Origin of the sequence: Ulvibacter antarcticus (assembly GCF_003688405.1) — a bacterium.
Lineage (GTDB): Bacteria > Bacteroidota > Bacteroidia > Flavobacteriales > Flavobacteriaceae > Ulvibacter > Ulvibacter antarcticus.
Map to the genome: position 1 here is coordinate 106767 of NZ_REFC01000014.1, position 20387 is coordinate 127153.

The window sequence follows — 20387 nt, forward strand, 5'->3', positions numbered from 1 at the left end:
GTTGCCAGTAGAAGATAAAAACATATTGAATCGCTTATATATCATCGCCGGAGGTATGTTTCTCTTTGCGCTTCTAATTGCCGTGAAACTGATCGATATTCAGTTTGTTGACGGTGATAAGTATCGTGAGATGGCACACAAAAATACCACCAAGAATTTTGTAATTACCGCCAATAGGGGGAATGTGTATGCCGATGATGGTAGTTTGCTTGCGACTTCGGTGCCTAAGTATGATATCCGTTTCGATGCGGTTACGGTTTCTTCAGAGAACTTTAAAGAGAATATGGTGCCACTTTCACAGGAATTGGGGAAGATGTTTGGAAAACCTGCTTCCTATTATCAGAATGTTTTCAGAAAAGCACGTGCCAACAAAAATCGCTACCTGGCAGTCGCCAAAAATCTAGGATATTCAGAATATATTAAGGTAAAGAGTATGCCACTCTTCAGATTAGGCCCTTATAAAGGGGGAATAATTGTCGAGCAGCGAACGGTTCGGGAACATCCTATTGGAAAGATTGCCGAGCGAATGGTGGGTAGTGAAAGTAGTCAGAAACCCGGTTATTATGCAGTGGGCCTGGAAGGTGCATTTAATGATTATTTACACGGAAAAGAAGGCAGGAGATTAAAACAAAAAATTGCGAAAGGCCAATGGAAGCCTGTTTATGATGATAATGAGATCGAGCCACAGGATGGTTACGATATAGTTTCTACGCTTAATATAAACATCCAGGATATTGCACATCATGCCCTCCTAAAACAATTAGAATATTACGAAGCCGAGCATGGTACGGTAATCGTTATGGAGGTAAAAACCGGTGAGATTAAGGCGGTTTCTAATCTGGGCCGCACCAAAGATGGTACTTATTATGAAAAATTGAATTATGCTATTGGTGAATCTCATGAGCCTGGATCAACCTTTAAAGTAATGGCTATGATGGCCGCTTTGGAAGATAAGGTAATTGATACTTCTACGGTTGTGGATACAAAAGCAGGTTCGAAGTCATTTTATGGGCGTCGTATTAATGATTCTCATCATGGTGGCTACGGAAAGATTTCGGCAGCCAAAGCATTGGAAGTTTCGTCTAATATTGGTTTAGCCACAATCATTGATGAGGGCTATTCTAAAAATCCTGAAAAATTTATCAATCATTTAAAAGATTGGGGGCTTGATACACCTATTGGGATTCCAATTAAAGGAGAAGGAAAACCCATGATTCCGGAACCCGGACACAGTAAATGGAGTAGAAATGCCTTGCCATCTATGGCGTACGGATATAATTTGAGTCTTACACCACTTCAAACCCTCACTTTTTATAATGCAGTGGCTAACGATGGTGTTATGGTAAAGCCTTTGTTTATTAAAGAGATAAAATCATGGAATCGGGAAGTGGAGCATTTCGATACCGAAGTGATGAATGATAAAATAGCTTCGGAAGAAACCATTAATGAGATTCGTGAAATTCTGAAAAACATTGTAAAACGAGGAACGGGTAAGTCATTGTATTCTGAAAACTTTTCAATGGCGGGAAAAACAGGGACCGCGCAAACTGAATACTGGATGAAAGATTGGGCGAGCAATCGCAGATACGTTTCTTCATTTGCGGGTTATTTCCCGGCCGAGAATCCGAAGTATTCGTGCATTGTTGTCATTCATAAACCAAGTATTAAGAAGGGATTCTATGGTGCCGACGTATCTGGTCCAGTGTTTAAACGTATCGCTCAAAAGATATTTACAGACTCGCCGCTGGTTGCTGAGGTGGCCAATTTAGATGCATCCGATAAGCGAATTGAAACGGATTTTGAAAGTTACTACCCAAAGGCTCAAAAGAAATATACTCTTATGCCAAACCTACAAGGAATGGCAGGAATGGATGCTGTATCGCTATTGGAAAATTTAGGCTTAAAAGTGAAAACACAGGGAATTGGATCTGTGTCGCAACAATCGATAAAATCTGGAGAGAATATTAAAAAAGGAACTCAAATTGTTTTAAAACTATCGTGATCTTATTAAGAGACATATTGTATAAGGTAACCCTCGAGAAAGTCGTAGGAAATACAGCTGTGGCAGTTCGCGATCTCCATTTCGATTCTCGTAAAGTAGCGTTGGATGATGTGTTTATTGCTATAAAGGGTTCGCTATCTAATGGGCACGATTATATTAAAACCGCCTGCGATAAAGGTGCTGTGGCTATAATTTGTGAAGCAATGCCAGAAGAGTTTGTCAATGGAATTACCTTTGTTCAAGTTGCTGACTCCCATCAGGCATTGGCGTTAATGGCAGCTAATTTTTATGATAACCCTTCAGAAAATTTAAAGCTGATAGGAGTGACGGGAACGAATGGTAAAACAACCATCGCAACTTTGTTGTACAATCTTTTTAAGCAGACGGGCTATGAAGCCGGTTTACTTTCTACAGTAAAAATATTGGTTGGAGAAGTGGAGTACAAAGCCACTCATACCACCCCAGATTCGTTGACGATTAACCGGTATTTAAGGGAAATGGTGGACGCCGGTGTGGAATTCTGTTTTATGGAAGTAAGTTCACATGGTATTCACCAAAAACGTACGGAAGGGTTGCATTTTACCGGAGGAATCTTCACTAACCTATCTCATGATCACCTCGATTATCACAAAGATTTTAAAGAATACCGAGATGTAAAAAAGTTATTTTTTGATCAATTACCCAAAACGGCCTTCGCGTTGATAAATGGAGATGATAAGAATGGTGCGGTGATGGTTCAAAATACAAAGGCTAAGAAATATACCTATGCCTTAAAATCGTATGCTGATTATAAAGCTCAGATTTTGGAAAATCAATTTACGGGGCTTTTACTTAAAATTAACAATCACGAATTATGGGTAAAGCTTATAGGTAGCTTTAATGCCTATAATATGCTCGCTATTTATGCTGCTTCAGATTTGTTAGAATTGGAAAATATGGAGGTGCTTCAAGCAATGAGTCTATTGGAGAGTGTTGACGGCAGATTTCAGTATTTAGTTTCAGAAAAAAATATTACAGCTATAGTCGATTATGCACATACTCCCGATGCTCTTAAAAATGTGCTTGAGACAATAAATAGCATCAGAACTGGTAACGAGGAAATTATCACTGTGGTGGGATGTGGAGGCGACAGAGATGCTCAAAAGAGACCAGTGATGGGAAATATTGCGGCAAGTCTAAGTACCAAAGTGATTTTTACAAGTGACAATCCCAGAAGTGAAGATCCTGAAACAATTATTGAAGAAATCGAAGCAGGAGTTCCTTCCGAACATTATAAAAAGACCTTGTCAATAACCGATCGCAAACAGGCTATTAAAACTGCCTGTCAGTTAGCCAATGAGAATGATATTATTCTAGTGGCGGGAAAAGGTCATGAGACCTATCAGGAGATTAAAGGAGAACGTTTTGATTTCGATGATTTTAAGATGGTAAATCAATTATTAACAGCCCTAAATAAATAAACTATGTTGTACTATTTGTTTGATTATTTAGAAAAAACCTACCAGCTACCAGGGGCGAGTCTCTTTCAGTTTATCACATTCCGTGCGTCACTGGCAGTAATTTTGTCACTCTTTATTGCAACTGTTTATGGGAAGAAGATAATAGCTTATTTACAGAAAAAACAAGTTGGTGAAACTGTTCGTGATTTAGGATTAGAAGGACAAAGTGAAAAAGCAGGAACACCTACTATGGGTGGGATCATAATAATTCTTGCAACAATTATCCCTGTGTTGCTATTCGCTAAACTGGAGAATATTTATGTGATCCTACTACTCGTAACCACGGTTTGGATGGGGATAATTGGATTTGTAGATGATTATATAAAGAAATTCAGAAAAAATAAAGAAGGCCTTGCCGGACGCTACAAAGTTGTTGGACAGGTTGGTCTCGGAATCATTGTAGGCGCTACTATGTTCTTTCATCCCGATATTACAGTAAAACGTCAAAAGATGAATCCGGTGACGGGTACTGAAATCGTGGCGCAAAATTCGGCCAGAGAATTTTATCCGGCGGAGAAGACCTTATTAACAACAATTCCATTTGTAAAGAAGAACGAATTCAACTACGAAAATCTAATCAAATGGGTTGGAGATGATTATAAGAAATACGCCTGGCTAGTTTTTATACCTATTGTCATTTTTATCATCACAGCAGTTTCGAACGGAGCAAACCTCACCGATGGTATAGACGGTTTGGCGGCAGGAACATCAGCGATTATCGCAGTTACTTTGGCAATTTTTGCATGGGTTTCAGGAAATGTAGTGTTCTCAGATTACCTAAACATCATGTACATCCCGAACACTGGAGAAATGACCATTTTTATCATGGCATTTACAGGAGCGCTTATCGGATTTCTATGGTATAATACCTATCCGGCTCAAGTGTTTATGGGAGACACGGGTAGTTTGACGATTGGTGGAATTATCGCTGTTATTGCAATTGCTATTCGAAAAGAATGGTTGATCCCAATTCTCTGCGGAATCTTTTTGGTAGAAAATCTATCTGTGGTGCTACAGGTGAGTTGGTTTAAATACACCAGAAAGAAATTTGGTGAAGGAAGGCGAATCTTTAGAATGTCGCCCTTGCATCATCATTATCAAATAAAGGGTTTTCACGAAAGTAAGATAGTAACACGGTTTTGGATTGTTGGAATTTTTCTAGCAATCATTACTATCGTGACATTGAAGATAAGATAGAAAACAGAGGTAAGACGTGAGATATGAGATATGAGAAAAACAAATATAAAATACAGTCAAGGTGAATTCTCAAGTCTCAGGTTTTAAAGCTAAGATCTCGAAACAACGATTGGTTGTTTTAGGAGGAGGAGAAAGCGGAGTGGGGACGGCTATTTTAGGAAAAAAGAAGGAGTTTGAAGTGTTTGTGTCAGACTTCGGAAAAATAAAAGAATCATACAAACAAGTTCTGTTACATCATGAGATTGAATGGGAAGAAGGAGGTCATTCTGAAGCAAAAATACTTTCAGCAGACATAGTAATGAAAAGTCCGGGAATTCCTGATAATGCACCAATTGTCATCAAGTTGATTGCTAAAGGTGTGAAGGTGGTTTCTGAAATTGAATTCGCTTCAAAATTCACTGAGGCAACCATAGTAGGAATCACGGGCAGCAATGGAAAAACAACCACTGCGACGCTCACTTACGAATTGCTAAAACAAGGCGGATTAAATGTTGCCTTAGGAGGTAATATTGGAAAGAGCTTCGCCGAACAGGTTGCTGATGGAAGATATCAGAATTACGTTCTGGAACTCAGTAGTTTTCAATTGGACGGAATCGATTCGTTTGCACCACATATTGCAGTGCTATTGAATCTAAGTCCGGATCATTTGGATCGATACGATTACAAATATGAAAATTATATCGCTTCGAAATTCAGGATAGCAATGAATCAGACTAAGGATGATTATTTCATCTATGATGCAGACGATATAGAAATAAATAAATGGCTTACGCAAAACCCAATACAATCTCAATTATTGCCTTTTTCAGTAACAAAACAATTGAAACAAGGCGCATGTATAATAAACAACGAAATAGTAATAACAATAGACAATAACAATCTCACTATGCCGATCGGAACATTAGGATTACAAGGAAAACACAATCAAAAAAATGCAATGGCAGCTTCTACGGTAGCTAATTTGTTGAAAATTCGTAAAACAACCATCAGGGAATGTTTAGAGAGCTTTCAGGGCGTTGAACACCGTTTGGAAAAAGTACTAAAAATCAACAATGTGATGTACGTCAACGATTCAAAAGCGACCAATGTAAACGCTACATTTTACGCTTTAGATAGTATGTCTACCCCAACCGTTTGGATTGTTGGCGGTGTCGATAAAGGAAATGATTATACAGAGCTACTGCCTCTGGTAAATGAAAAGGTGAAAGGGATTATTTGCCTGGGTGTTGATAATGAAAAGATTATCGAAGCCTTCGGAAACGTTGCCGAGACTTTAATTGAAACTCATTCAATGGAACAAGCTGTAAAACAGGCGTATCGATTGGCAGAAAGAGGCGATACAGTGCTACTTTCTCCCGCCTGTGCAAGTTTTGATCTATTTGAAAATTACGAAGACCGAGGGAGACAATTTAAAGAAGCAGTGAGACATCTTTAAATTAAGAATTAAGTTGTCACTTCGAGTGGTCCCGATAGCTATCGGGATTGTATCGAGAAGGAGTGATTTTTGATGACCAGCGGGAATAAAAAATAGTATCGAGAAGGAGTGATTTTTGATGACCAGCGGGAATAAAAATAGTATCGAGAAGAAGAATGAAAAACATATTTCAATACATACAAGGTGATAAAGCGATTTGGGCAGTAGTTGCCCTTTTGGCGTTATTTTCTTTCTTGCCGGTCTATAGCGCCAGTAGCAATTTGGCCTATTTATATGGAGATGGGAGCACCTTGCCATTTTTGCTAAAACACTTTGCACACTTGGTATTGGGATTTGCAATTCTTTATGGAGTTCATAAAATACCCTTTCATTATTTTAGAGGCTTATCAATTATTGCTTTGCCGGTTGTTGTGTTGCTTCTCATAATTACTATTTCTGAAGGTACAACCATCGAAGGGGCGAATGCAAGTAGATGGATTCGGGTTCCGTTTGTAGGAGTGACCTTTCAAACTTCTGCCTTAGCTGCAGTTGTACTAATGGCGTATGTGGCCAGGTATCTCTCTAAGATAAAAGACAAAGTAATTACTTTTAAAGAATCTTTACTGCCATTGTGGTTGCCGGTTTTTGTGGTTTTAGGTTTAATTCTTCCCGCAAATTTTTCTACCACAGCAATAATTTTTGCGATGGTGGTTATTTTGGTTTTCGTAGGCGGTTATCCCATCAAGTATTTAGGAATCATCTTAGGTGCCGGACTGTTAATGTTAACATTGTTTGTACTCACAGCAAAGGCATTCCCTGAGGTGTTTCCAAATCGTGTTGATACCTGGATAAGCCGTGTCGACAGCTTTGTAGATAATGAAGATACCGAAGCCGATTACCAAATAGAAAAGGCAAAAATAGCGATCGCATCCGGTGGTGTTACGGGCTTAGGTCCGGGTAAGAGTGTGCAGAAAAACTTCTTGCCTCAATCATCATCCGATTTTATCTACGCCATTATTGTGGAAGAGTTTGGTTTGGTTGGTGCGTTTTTCCTATTGTTTATGTACCTGTTATTATTGTTCCGAATAGTGATTGTTGCTCACAAGGCAAGCTCTTTCTTCGGAAAATTACTCGTTATCGGGGTGGGACTACCTATTGTATTTCAGGCCTTAATAAATATGGGCGTAGCTGTAGAATTGTTTCCCGTAACCGGAAAAACATTGCCACTAATAAGTAGTGGGGGTAGCGCCATTTGGATGACCTGTCTTGCATTAGGAATGATATTAAGCGTAAGTGCAAAAAGAGAACCTGTAATTATAGAAGATAAAGAACAAAACCCTTTAGATATTTTAAGTGAAGCCCTATAAATTCATCATAAGTGGAGGAGGAACCGGAGGTCATATATACCCGGCAGTTGCGATTGCGAATGAACTAAAATTCCGCTATCCAGATGCCGAATTTCTGTTTGTAGGAGCACAGGATCGCATGGAAATGGAGAAGGTGCCGCAGGCTGGGTACAAAATAGAAGGGCTATGGATTTCGGGGATTCAGCGAAAATTGACTTTACAAAATGCTCAGTTTCCTTTAAAACTGGCTTCTAGCTTAATAAGATCGAAGGCGATTATTAGAAAATTTCGTCCTGACGCTGTGGTAGGGACCGGCGGATTTGCAAGCGGACCCTTATTAAGAGTAGCTTCTAATAAAGGTATTCCTTGTCTTATTCAGGAGCAGAATAGTCATGCGGGGATTACCAATAAATGGTTGGCGAAGAAGGCGAAGAAGATTTGCGTTGCTTATGAAGGGATGGAAAAGTTCTTCCCTTCGGAAAAGATTGTACTAACGGGTAATCCTGTTCGCCAAGATCTTTTGGAAGTATCCGGAAAAAGAGCAGAATCGCTTTCGTTTTTCAATCTGAAGCCAAATCTGAAGACAGTATTAGTGCTGGGGGGAAGTCTTGGAGCGAGAAAAATTAATCAGTTGATTGATGAATCATTGTCCTTTTTTGCTGAAAATAAAGTACAGCTCATTTGGCAATGCGGAAAATATTACGAGAACGATTACAAAGGAAAAGCTTCTGAAAATGTACAAGTACATACCTTCTTAAACAGGATGGATCTGGCCTATGCAGCAGCCGATATTATTGTGTCCCGCGCCGGTGCATTATCGGTTTCTGAATTGTGCCTTGTGGGTAAGCCGGTCATTTTTATTCCGTCGCCCAATGTAGCAGAAGATCATCAAACGAAGAATGCTATGGCAATTTCAGAAAAAAATGCAGCGTTATTAATAAAGGAAAGTGAATTGTCTGAGAAGTTTCAATCGGAATTTATAGCCTTAATGGCTTCAGAAAAAAGACAGAAAGAACTTTCAGAAAACATAAAGAAGTTGGCAAAACCAAATGCAACTAATGAAATCGTTGATGAAATTGAGAAAATTATTGAACATTGAACATTGAGAGTTGATTAATTTAGAAAACATACAAACATTTTACTTTGTCGGCATTGGCGGTATAGGCATGAGTGCGTTAGCTCGTTATTTCAAGTTAAAGGGCAATGCGGTATATGGCTATGATAAAACACCATCTGCTCTTACTAGTTCGTTAGCTTCGGAAGAAATTGAAGTTGGATTTGTAGATGATATATCTAATATTCCCACTCAGGTTCTCGACAAGGAACATACGCTAATCGTTTACACGCCTGCCATTCCGAAGCACAACAAATTATTACAATATTTCACTGCGGAAGGTTTTTCTACCATAAAAAGAGCAGCATTATTAGGAGAAATAACCAAGGATTCTATATGTCTTGCAGTAGCTGGAACGCACGGAAAAACAACAACATCTGCTATTTTAGGGCATTTACTGGCTGAATGTAATATGCCTGTCACAGCTTTTTTAGGGGGAATTGCAGAAAATTATAATTCGAATTTCATTTATCGGGGACATGAGATCACGGTTGTAGAAGCCGATGAATTTGATCGTTCCTTCTTACAATTACAACCCGATATCGCTTGTGTGACTTCGATGGATGCCGATCATTTGGATATTTATGGAGATGCTTCAGCTATTGAGGATGCTTTTAGAGATTTTTCTAAATTACTTCCGAAGAGGGAAAACTTTTTATACAAAAAAGGTCTTCCGTTAGATGGACGAACTGTTGCTGTTGGAGAAGCAGCCGATTTTGAAGCTCAAAATATTCGAATTGAAGATGGCAGTTATGTTTTCGATTTAAAAACCCCGCTTACAACCCTAAAAGATCTACAATTTTCTTTACCCGGTCACCATAATCTATTTAATGCTATTACTGCTTTGGGTATGGCAATTTTAGCAGGTTCCCCAACCGATTGCCTATCCAAAGCTTTATTAAGTTTTAAAGGAGTTCAAAGAAGATTTTCTTACAAAATTAAATCGGATGATTTAGTACTCATCGATGATTACGCACATCACCCTACAGAGATTGATGCCTTGTATCAAGCAGTGAGTGAAATGTATCCGGAGGATCGCAAATTAGTCGTCTTTCAGCCACATTTATTTAGTAGAACTCGAGACTTTGTTGAGGGTTTTGCACAAAGTCTTTCCAGATTTGACGAGATCGTGTTGCTAGATATTTATCCAGCTAGAGAAGAACCTATTGAAGGAATATCGTCTGATTGGTTGTTAGAAAAAATAAAAAATAAAAACAAAAAAATACTTTCAAAAGAAGCGTTAGGAAAAGAAATGATGGCATCAAATTGTAGGGTGCAATTGCTTGTAGGTGCCGGAGATATTGGTGCGGAGGTAGATGCGTTAACTCAAAAACTGAAAGATGAAAACTAGTTTAATTATACTAAAATTCGCGCTTTTAACGATAGCGATAGTTTTGCTTTTCAGTTTTACAAAACGTAGAAATGAGGGTCGAAATTTAACTCATATTGATGTCAGTTTTGTCGATGAAAACAGTCCTTTTATCACAATTAACACAGTTAATAAATTGTTGATACAAAGTCAAGAGAAAGTTACGAACGTCAATAAAGAAACTTTAGTTTTGAATGAAATGGAGCAGAGACTCATGGAAAACCCTATGATTCGTGATGCTCAGGTCTTTATCACCGTAGATGGTACACTGGGCGCGAAGATTGAACAACGTACGCCCATTGGAAGAGTTATAGGGACTCCCGATTTTTATCTGGATGCGGATGGAAAAAAGATGCCATTGTCGTCTGTGTATTCGGCAAGAGTGCCGTTAATCGATGGAAATTCTAAAATGGATTTTGAAAAAGTAACTGAATTACTTTTAAAAATTAATAAAGATCCGTTTATGAAAAAAAGTGTAGTTGGATTGAATGTAACAAAAGATGGTTCTATTGAAATGCAATTGAGAAAACAAAATTTTAAAGTGCTGCTTGGGAAACCGGAGGCTATAGAGAAGAAGTTTCAGAATTTTAAAGCTTTTTATCAGAAAACAAAACAAGATAGTACCCTTACCGAGTATCGCCTTGTGAATTTACAATATGAAAGTCAGGTAGTAGCCACAAAACGATAAAGGCAATGGAAAACAATAACATAGCTGTAGGATTAGATATTGGGACCACAAAGATTGTTGCCATGATTGGTAAAACAAACGATTATGGTAAAGTTGAGATCTTGGGAATTGGGAAATCCAAGAGCCTAGGTGTTCATAGAGGGGTGGTTAATAATATTACTCAGACAATTCAGTCTATCCAGCAAGCTGTTCAGGATGCAGAAACGTCTTCAGGAATGAAGATTAAGGATGTCGTGGTAGGAATTGCAGGGCAGCATATAAGAAGCCTTCAGCATAGTGATTATATCACACGAAATAATAGCGATGAAGTAATTGATGAAGAAGATATAGATCGCTTATGTAACCAGGTGCATAAATTAGTTATGTTGCCAGGAGAAGAAATATTGCACGTTTTGCCTCAGGATTTTAAAGTCGATGGACAGGCAGAAGTGAAAGAGCCGATAGGAATGTACGGTGGAAGATTGGAAGCTAATTTCCATGTAGTTGTAGGGCAGGTTTCTTCTATTAGAAACGTAGGAAGATGTATTAAAAGTGCAGGTTTAGAGCTTTCAGGAATTACACTTGAACCACTAGCTTCGGCACAAGCAGTTTTAAGTCAGGAAGAAAAGGAAGCCGGAGTTGCACTAATCGACATAGGTGGTGGAACCTCAGATCTAGCCATTTTTAAAGATGGAATTATTCGTCATACGGCAGTGATTCCTTTTGGCGGAAATGTAATTACAGAAGATATTAAAGAAGGCTGCTCAATTATAGAAAAGCAGGCGGAATTATTGAAGATAAAGTTTGGATCCGCTTGGCCGGGAGAGAATAAGGATAACGAGATCGTTTCCATACCCGGCTTAAGAGGCAGGGAGCCTAAAGAGATCACTTTAAAGAACCTGTCAAAAATTATCCATGCCAGAGTAGTGGAAATCATTGAACAGATCTATTTGGAGATCAAGAATTACGGTCATGAAGAACAAAAGAAAAAATTAATTGCAGGTATTGTACTTACTGGAGGTGGTGCTCAATTACAGCACTTAAAGCAGTTGGTAGAATACATCACGGGCATGGATACTCGAATTGGATATCCAAACGAACACCTTGCGGGAGATAGTGATAGTGAAACTACAAGTCCGTTGTACGCCACTGCGGTTGGTTTGGTCTTGAATAGTCTTCAAAGCAAAGAAAAATTCGCAGGGAATAAGCGTTTCGAGGCAAAGGAAAGCAAGGAAGAAAGGGTGGAAGATGTAAATGAGCCTGAAAAAAATGAAGTAATTAAAGAAGAACCTAAAGAGCGAAAACGCTTTTTTGATAAATGGGCCGAAAAGTTCAAAGAGTTTTTAGATAATGCCGAGTAAGAAAGAAAGTCGATACAGTTAGCAATGTATCGAAGACTATAAAAATAAATTAAAAACGATTCTGTGTAAATAGCAGAATAAACCTCACAAAATTAAAAATATGAGCAGCGAAAAAGAATTTGATAACATCTCGTTTGATCTGCCAAAGAACCAGTCCAATGTAATTAAAGTGATTGGTGTTGGAGGTGGTGGTAGTAATGCCATTAACCACATGTTTAGTCAGGGAATTAAAGGTGTGGATTTTGTTATTTGCAATACAGATTCACAAGCTTTGGAAAACAGTCCCGTTCCTATTAAAATTCAGTTGGGTATGTCCCTTACTGAAGGTTTAGGTGCCGGTGCGAATCCTAAAGTAGGTGAAGAAGCAGCCGTTGAAAGTTTCGATGAACTTGCTTCCATGCTTACTTCCAATACTAAGATGATCTTTATCACTGCCGGAATGGGTGGAGGTACCGGAACAGGTGCAGCTCCTATCATTGCCAAAATGGCGAAGGATATGGATATTCTTACGGTGGGTATCGTGACAATTCCTTTTCAGTTTGAAGGTAAAATGCGTTGTGAACAGGCGCACATTGGAGTGGAGAATTTGCGAAACAATGTAGATTCTTTAATTGTTATCAATAATAATAAATTACGTGAAGTATATGGGAACCTTGGATTTAAAGCAGGGTTTTCGAAGGCAGATGAGGTTTTAGCCACGGCAGCGAGAGGTATTGCCGAGGTAATTACACATCACTATACTCAAAATATTGACTTGCGTGATGCTAAAACAGTATTAGCTAATAGCGGTACTGCCATTATGGGAAGTGCAAGTGCAGTTGGAGCTAATCGCGCACAAGAAGCGATCTCAAAATCACTGGATTCTCCTTTATTGAACGACAATAAAATTAAAGGTGCTAAAAATGTACTGTTATTGATTGTTTCGGGGAATGAGGAGATTACTATTGACGAGATTGGTGCTATAAGTGATTACATTCAAACTGAAGCGGGACATAGCGCAAATATCATTATGGGTGTTGGTGAAGATGAGGCATTGGAAGGAGCCATTGCAATTACTGTAATAGCTACCGGATTTAATGTTGAGCAGCAAAATGAGATTGTAAATACTGAGGCAAAAAAGATTATACATACCCTGGAAGAAGAGCAAAAAGCGGAGCACAATCTTACACCAAAAGATTCCCCTAGGCTAATAGGTGAGAAATCTGGTCCTGTAATTCCTTCTGAAACTCCTAAGGTAATAAAGCATTCTTTGTTTGACGAGGATGAAGCTAAGGCTGTTAAGGAAATTCCGTTTGAGGGTTATATAGAAACTTCAGAGTTGATCAAGAATATCAAGGTTGTTCATGAGAACATCGACATTCATCATTTGGCTGAATTTGAGCAGTTATTAATTAATGAAATCGACGTAAATGATTTTGTTATTGTTTCTCCTGAAGAGAAAGCTGTTTCACAAAAGAAGGTGGAAAAGACGGAAGAATTTATTATTTCGGAAGTGAATAAAAAGGCTTCAGAAGAAATCGTTACGACTGAAGCTTCAGAAAGTGAAGAGCAGATTTTAATGTTCGATCTTCCAATGAATCCTTCTTCAGAAAAAAGTATTCCGAAGAAAATAGAAGAGAAGCCTGAAATTATTACATCCAGAATTGAAGAGATTGAAGTAAAGGACCATGTGGAAATAGTCCCTGTAACTGAAATTAGTGATGCGGGAATTAAACGCTACAGTCTTGACGATTATCAAGAAGTAGAAAATCATTTAACTAAGGCTAAACCTGCGAAAAAACAACTAGCCGCCGAAGAAGAGATCGTTTTTGAAACAAAAACAGTTGATGCTCCTGAAACGAAAGAAATAATTCCTAACGAACAAGCAGATCCATTAAACACACCTATTTCAAAGCTTTTAAGTGACCGTACAGAAGAGCGTAGAAAGAAAATGAAGGAGTTTAATTATAAGTTTAGAAACAGCGCCTCTAAGATCGATGAGATTGAGAAGCAACCAGCTTATAAGCGCATGGGTATTGAGTTGGATGATGAGAATAGCTCAGATTCGAATATATCTAGAACTTCGGTACATACCGATGATGATGATATTGATCTAAGGAAAAATAATTCATTTTTACACGATAATGTCGATTAATAAATAACACTTATTGTCGTTAAAACGGATGCTGTAAAAGGCATCCGTTTTTTTGTATTTTGACTTTTTCCAATAGCGTATTAATGTGTATCTTCGCAGTCTTAAAACACTAAAAAATGAGCTTACAAACGCAAGTAATGGACGCAATGAAAACGGCGATGAAATCTAAGGATGTTCAGGCGTTAGAAGCGTTGCGCGCAGTAAAATCTGCCTTGTTATTGGCGCAAACGGCGACAGGATCTAAGGAAGAAATTAGTGAAGAAGAAGAGATAAAAATTTTACAAAAGCAGGTTAAGCAGCGCAAGGACAGTGCAGCGATTTATAAGCAGCAAGAACGTGAAGATTTAGCCGCTCCGGAGTTGGCTCAGGCTGCTATCATTGAGCAGTTCTTACCAAAGCAATTAAGTGCAGAAGAAGTTGCAAAAGTTGTGGATGCTATTATTGCTGAAACTGGAGCCGATTCTATGAAAGATATGGGAAAGGTAATGGGAATGGCAAATGGAAAATTGGCTGGTAAAGCTGATGGAAAGACGATTTCTTCAGTGGTAAAAGATAGATTATCTTAATAAGAAATATTCAACAATCAATTCTCAATTTTGAAGTTGATTTTTTAAATTGAACATTGAGATTCCTGCCTTCGCAGGAATATGGCCGCGTGGCGCAACTGAATAGCGCATCAGATTTCGGCTCTGAGGGTTGGGGGTTTGAATCCCTTCGCGGTCACGAATAAATGGAAAACTCGTACGTTAAATCAAGCTCGCTTGAATTTATAAGTACGGGTTTTTCATTTTCAAAGCGGAGCTTTGAGGTATGCGCGTAGCGAATCCCTTCGCGGTCACGAATAAATGGAAAACTCGTACTTTAAATCAAGCTCGCTTGAATTTGAAAGTGAAGCTTTTTTATTTTCAAAGCGGAGCTTTTAGAGATCTGGAATCCCTTTACGTTCATAACAAAGAGTTTTGCAATTGTGAGGCACTATACTTTAAACATGTTTTTTATTTATGTTAATCAATGATTAACAATAGTTTAAGCATTAATAAAAAACCATAAACAATAATGTTAAAGTCCGATGAACTATATATTGCATTGTAATACATTTACATAGTGTTGGAATGAATTTTGATAAGAATGCCAGCAGTAAATATACATTCAACAAACATTGTAAAAATATCTAGCGACCGAACGTGGAAGAGGCCCCAAAGAAAAATACAAAAAAGAAAAAACGCTTTAGAGCACTACGTATTTTTGGAAGAATAATGGCTACGTTGCTAGTCATACTAATTCTGTTAGTCCTCTTTGTTCGAAGTCCGTGGGGACAGGATTTTATTATTAAAAAAGCTACAAATTTTGTCTCTAATAAAACAAATACTAAAGTTGAGATCGATAAATTTTATCTCACTTTTGATGGCGATTTATTATTAAAGGGTCTTTATCTTGAAGACATTAAAGGTGATACTTTAGTATATTCCAAATCTTTAGAAGCCGATATCGCCCTATGGCCATTAATAAAGGGCGAAAGTATTGGTATTGATGCATTGGATTGGAATGGCCTTCGAGCCAAAATAATTCGTAAAGACACAGTCTCCGGATATAACTTTCAATTTCTCGTAGATGCATTTGCACCTTCCGATAGTTCTGTTGCTGCAGATTCAACGACAGCCGCTACAAATGTCTATTTAGGACGAATTTCATTGGAAGATGTTGATGTTGATTACGCCGACGAAGTTTTGGGTATTGATAGTAAATTCGTTGTCGGTAAGGCGCTATTAGAAATAGACGAAGTAGATCTTGCCAATATGAGTTTTAAGGCTTCGGAAGGGCATGTAGAAAATTCTCGAATTAAATTTCATCAAAGCCCGGTTCCAATCGATCCAAATGCTAAAGCGGTTCCGTTGCCCTTGCTCGTAATTGAAGATCTTAGTTTAAAAACAGTTTATGTCGATTATGTTTCCTTAGGGGATGGCTTAACAGCCCTTATGGATATTGATGAACTTACTGTAAAAATTCCGAAGGCAAACTTAAGAGAGAACGATATAGAACTTAAGGATGTGTTTTTAAGTAATTCGAAAATTACAATTAATTCAATTACTCCAACCAATGTTATTACCGAAAATGTAAATGAAGTAGCTAAGAAAGTTAAAGAAGATGTTCAGAAGTTCGATTGGCCTGCCTATCGAATTGATATTGGAGCGATCAATTTATCTCAAAATGAATTTAGCTATCAGGTTGGAAATGCCAAGCCGAAAAAAGGTGTGTTCGATCCTAATGCTATTTTTCTTCGGAACGTCTCTTTGCAAGGTGACAATGTTTTTCTTAAAGATAAGCTTGCCGGTATAAACCTGAATCAATTGAGTTTTGCAGAAGCTTCAGGCTTTAATCTACATAATTTAGGTTTTAAGTTAAGTATCACAGATAATCTTTTAAATGCTGAAGAGATTTCAATGGCATTGAATAATAACAAGTTAAAAGGAAGATTAAAATTTGAATATAAGTCTTTATCCGATTTAGTTATTACTCCCGAAACATCCAAGATTGCTTTAAATATTTCTTCTTTTCAAGCAGATTTAAAAGATGTCTTTCAGTTTCAACCGTCCTTACGTCAAAATGAATATATAGAAACATTAAGTACAAAATATATTTCAGGAAATCTAATTGCTAATGGTTATCTGTCATCTGTTCAAATTGCTAGGGCAAATGTGCAATGGGGAAATTCAACTAAAATAACCACCAGTGGAACAATTACTAATGCAACAGACCCTAATAATCTTAGTTTCAGACTTAAGCCATTACGTGCTTCTACTACCAGGAATGATATTTTAAATTTTGTTGATGAGAAAGAACTAAATATCACACTGCCCGAAACTATCGCTATCAATGGGCTATTAAGTGGTTCTGTAGACGATATTACAACAGACTTAAACATTACGACCTCTCAGGGAATCGCTACTATAAAAGGAAATTTCAGAAATACCAACACCATATCATTCGATGCAAGTATTGCCATAGAAGAATATCGCCTAGACCAATTAATGCAAAATGAGCAGTTAGGTCCTATAAGTCTTACTATTAATGGAAATGGAAGTGGCACGACAATTAATTCATTAGATGCAACGATAGCGGCTAATATTTCAAGTTTCAATTTGAATAATTACGCAATCAAAGACCTTGCTATTGATGGTAACATAAAAAATGGTAGGGGGAAGGTAATTTCTAAATATAAAGATGAAAATCTAAATGTCGCTCTGGACGCAATTGTTGTTTTAGATTCAATCGCTTCCGAAGCTATAATTGATCTTAATATAATTGGTGCCGATCTTCAAGCCTTGGGACTTATACAGCGCGATGTTAGAACGGGTCTAAAATTAAGTGCCAATTTTAAAGGCAACACAACGGCCTATGATGTAACTGGAAGTATTGACGACGGGGTTGTGGTCTATGATAATAAAACATACTTATTGGGAAGCTTTAATGCCGGAGCACATGTTAGAAAGGATACCACGGCATTATTTGTAAAAAACAAAATGCTAGATCTGGAATTGGAATCCAACACAGACCCCCTTACTTTTAGCAAGGCTTTGCAACGACATGTGGCTAGTTACTTTTATAGAGATGCAAAGTTGCCAGATTCAGTAGTAAATCCCGTAAATCTAAGGTTGAAGGGAACGGTTAGTCAGGCACCGCTTTTAAAAGAGGTTTTCTTAGTAAATATTCAAGACCTTGATACAATCTCAGTTGCGATCGATTTTAAGGAAAAAACAAGACAATTGAAAGCGAAAATCGCAGCGCCTCATATTGACTATGCGGGTAATCAAATTGATAGTTTGGCGTTCACGATGGATACAGACAGGGATAATTTTAATTTCAATCTAGGATTTCGAGAAATCAATGCCGGACCGTTTGCAATTAAAAGCACCACAATAACTGGTAATCAGGTGAACAATGAGATGAACTTAGAGTTCTTATCGTATGATGGCGATGAGAAATTGATGCATGTGCAATCACAAATCACAGGTGAAAGAGACCGATTGGTTTTTAAAGTACTACCAAAAGATTTATTGTTGAATAAAAACGCCTGGACTATTCCTGCCACCAATGAGGTGATCTTCACTGAGAAGAATTTGGAATTTGTGGATTTTAAAATTAACAGAAATGGTCAATCCATAGCAATCACAGACAAATTACCAAACATCAACAAAGAACATATTGCAATTGCATACAATAATTTTAATTTAAGCGAAGTACTAGATTATTTAAATCCCGAAGAACGTTTTGCTGAAGGTATTTTAAACGGTGACCTTATTATTGAAAACCCTTTTAGTGATACTGGTATTCTTGCCGACCTATCCATAAACCAATTCAAAATAATGGATGTTGATATAGGCAATCTTACTTTGGATGCAAAAGGTCTGGGTGGGTCACAATATGATATTAATCTCGAAATTCAGGGTGGGGATGTTAGTCTGAAATTAGATGGGGGCTATCTCGCTAATGCTGAAGGAGCCAATTTAGATTTGAATCTTGATATATCACAATTCAAAATGAAGGCATTAGAAGGGTTTTCTCAAGGTGAAGTAAGTAATGCTGAAGGTGTGTTTACTGGTAATTTTGAGGTAAACGGTCCTATATCAGAACCAAAATATAACGGAGCACTTAATTTTAAGGGTGCAACTTTTGAAATAACTAAGTTTAATGCAGCTTTCACCCTTGCTGATGAAAAATTGAAAATAGACAATCAAGGACTTACAATGGATCGCTTTACTGTTTTGGATGAAAATGGAAATACGTTGGTAATTGCAGGTGCAGTAGGCACCAATAATTTTCTAAATCCAACCTTCGATCTTTCAATCAAGGCAACTAATTTTCAAGTATTGAACGCTACAGAAGAAGATAATGATTTTCTCTACGGAAAAGCTGTTTTTGACGCAAATGCAAAATTGACTGGCGATCTTCTAATCCCGAAGCTCGATGTGAAAGCCACAGTAAATAATACAACGGATATTACATATATAATGCCTTCTGCTACTGTAAACATTGAAGATAGAAATGGGGTGGTGGTTTTTGTGAACCGAGAAAATCCCGATGCGATCCTCACCCGAGCTGAAGAACAAACAGCAACAGTAACAGGTTTTGATATTGCTGCACTGGTGAATGTTGGTGAAGGCGCCAAAGTAAAAATTATCATCGATGAAGAGACGGGAGATAACTTTCAGGTTTATGGAGAAGGTGAGTTTAATTTTACCATGAATCCTAATGGTAGAATGAACCTTGTAGGTGTCTATAATGTCTCTGGAGGTCAATATGAAATGAATTTGTACAATCTGGTAAATCGTAAGTTCGAACTCGTGAAAGGAAGTCGGGTGTCCTGGTCAGGAGACCCATTCGATGCCAAATTAGATGTAAAAGCTTTATATAATGTTGAAGCCTCTGCATCTGCATTAATGGCTGCACAGACATCAGGTTCAGACCCGGCATTAAAATCAAAATTCAGACAGGTCTTACCATTTTATGTTTATTTAAATGTGGATGGTGAATTATTGCAGCCTAAAATATCGTTTAATTTAGATATGCCAAAAGATGATCAAGGAGCGATTGGAGGTCAGGTTTATGGCAGAATCCAATTATTAAATCAACAGGAAGCCGAACTTAATAAACAAGTGTTTTCGCTATTGGTACTCAATAGATTTTATCCGGAACCTGGTAGTGATGGAAGTCGGGGAGGTGCAGCGTCTATTGCCAGAGATAATATAAATGACGCACTATCTGATCAACTCAATGTTTTTTCAGATAAATTATTAGGAGATTCAGGTGTTGAATTAGATTTTGGACTGGACAGTTACACAGATTATCAGGGTGATTCTCCCACCGAGCGAACGCAACTAGACATTGCTGCGCAGAAAAAATTGTTCAACGACCGCTTAATTGTAAGAGTAGGAAGTGAACTGGATATACAGGGGAGTAGTTCCATTGGAGAATCCACCCCTTTGATAGGAAATGTTAGTTTAGAGTATATTCTTACTGAAAATGGTAGATATCGCCTTAAAGGTTTCCGAAGAAATCAATTTGAAAATGTAATCGACGGACAAACAATCGCTAGTGGGATTGCATTAATATTTACACAGGAATTTAATAGATTTAGTGAATTAAGAGACGCTATTTTCTTCAAAAAATCGAAAGCTGAAGCTGAAGCTGAAGCAGAAGCAGAAGAGAAGAAGAAAGAGGAAAGTCAGAAGGCTGAAGAGGAAAGAGTAAAGATTAAAGAGGAAATGAACATTGAAAATGATTAA

General features: G+C 37.8%; 12 protein-coding genes and 1 tRNA gene. All 13 read left to right on the forward strand.

The features are described 5' to 3' along the window. The first annotated feature begins 1 nt into the window (after window position 1). Window positions 2-2002, forward strand: a complete 2001-nt coding sequence (locus BXY75_RS12240) for a penicillin-binding protein (RefSeq protein WP_121908053.1) — start codon at window positions 2-4, stop codon at window positions 2000-2002. Beyond that, on the forward strand, window positions 1999-3462 hold the full coding sequence (locus tag BXY75_RS12245; protein ID WP_121908054.1) for a UDP-N-acetylmuramoyl-L-alanyl-D-glutamate--2,6-diaminopimelate ligase: 1464 nt from the start codon (window positions 1999-2001) through the stop codon (window positions 3460-3462). The genes BXY75_RS12240 and BXY75_RS12245 overlap by 4 nt, the downstream gene beginning before the upstream one ends. A 3-nt stretch (window positions 3463-3465) precedes the next feature. Beyond that, the gene (gene mraY, locus BXY75_RS12250; protein WP_121908055.1) at window positions 3466-4698 is read left to right on the forward strand and encodes a phospho-N-acetylmuramoyl-pentapeptide-transferase; all 1233 of its coding nucleotides are present in this window, start codon (window positions 3466-3468) and stop codon (window positions 4696-4698) included. Window positions 4699-4792: 94 nt separating this feature from the next. Then, window positions 4793-6133 carry a UDP-N-acetylmuramoyl-L-alanine--D-glutamate ligase gene (gene murD, locus BXY75_RS12255; RefSeq protein ID WP_121908428.1) on the forward strand — a complete coding sequence of 447 codons (1341 nt, stop codon included), beginning with the start codon at window positions 4793-4795 and terminating at the stop codon, window positions 6131-6133. Between the two features lie 155 nt (window positions 6134-6288). Beyond that, the gene (locus BXY75_RS12260; protein ID WP_121908056.1) at window positions 6289-7479 is read left to right on the forward strand and encodes an FtsW/RodA/SpoVE family cell cycle protein; all 1191 of its coding nucleotides are present in this window, start codon (window positions 6289-6291) and stop codon (window positions 7477-7479) included. After that, entirely contained in the window at window positions 7466-8557 is a 1092-nt protein-coding gene (gene murG, locus BXY75_RS12265; RefSeq protein WP_121908057.1) for an undecaprenyldiphospho-muramoylpentapeptide beta-N-acetylglucosaminyltransferase, read from the forward strand. Before BXY75_RS12260 ends, murG begins: the two co-directional genes overlap by 14 nt. A gap of 13 nt (window positions 8558-8570) precedes the next feature. After that, the gene (gene murC, locus BXY75_RS12270) at window positions 8571-9923 is read left to right on the forward strand and encodes a UDP-N-acetylmuramate--L-alanine ligase (protein WP_121908429.1); all 1353 of its coding nucleotides are present in this window, start codon (window positions 8571-8573) and stop codon (window positions 9921-9923) included. After that, window positions 9913-10629, forward strand: coding sequence for a cell division protein FtsQ/DivIB (locus tag BXY75_RS12275; protein WP_121908058.1), 717 nt, complete (start codon window positions 9913-9915; stop codon window positions 10627-10629). Before murC ends, BXY75_RS12275 begins: the two co-directional genes overlap by 11 nt. A 5-nt stretch (window positions 10630-10634) precedes the next feature. Continuing rightward, the gene (gene ftsA, locus BXY75_RS12280) at window positions 10635-11969 is read left to right on the forward strand and encodes a cell division protein FtsA (RefSeq protein WP_121908059.1); all 1335 of its coding nucleotides are present in this window, start codon (window positions 10635-10637) and stop codon (window positions 11967-11969) included. Window positions 11970-12069: 100 nt separating this feature from the next. After that, complete coding sequence (gene ftsZ, locus BXY75_RS12285) at window positions 12070-14103, forward strand: cell division protein FtsZ (protein WP_121908060.1); 2034 nt, start codon at window positions 12070-12072, stop codon at window positions 14101-14103. A 116-nt stretch (window positions 14104-14219) separates the two neighbouring features. Then, a complete protein-coding gene (locus BXY75_RS12290; protein ID WP_121908061.1) occupies window positions 14220-14669 on the forward strand; it encodes a GatB/YqeY domain-containing protein in 450 nt (149 codons plus the stop codon). Window positions 14670-14752: 83 nt separating this feature from the next. Continuing rightward, window positions 14753-14826: transfer RNA gene (locus BXY75_RS12295), tRNA-Arg, on the forward strand. A gap of 533 nt (window positions 14827-15359) precedes the next feature. Beyond that, entirely contained in the window at window positions 15360-20387 is a 5028-nt protein-coding gene (locus BXY75_RS12300; protein ID WP_121908430.1) for a translocation/assembly module TamB domain-containing protein, read from the forward strand.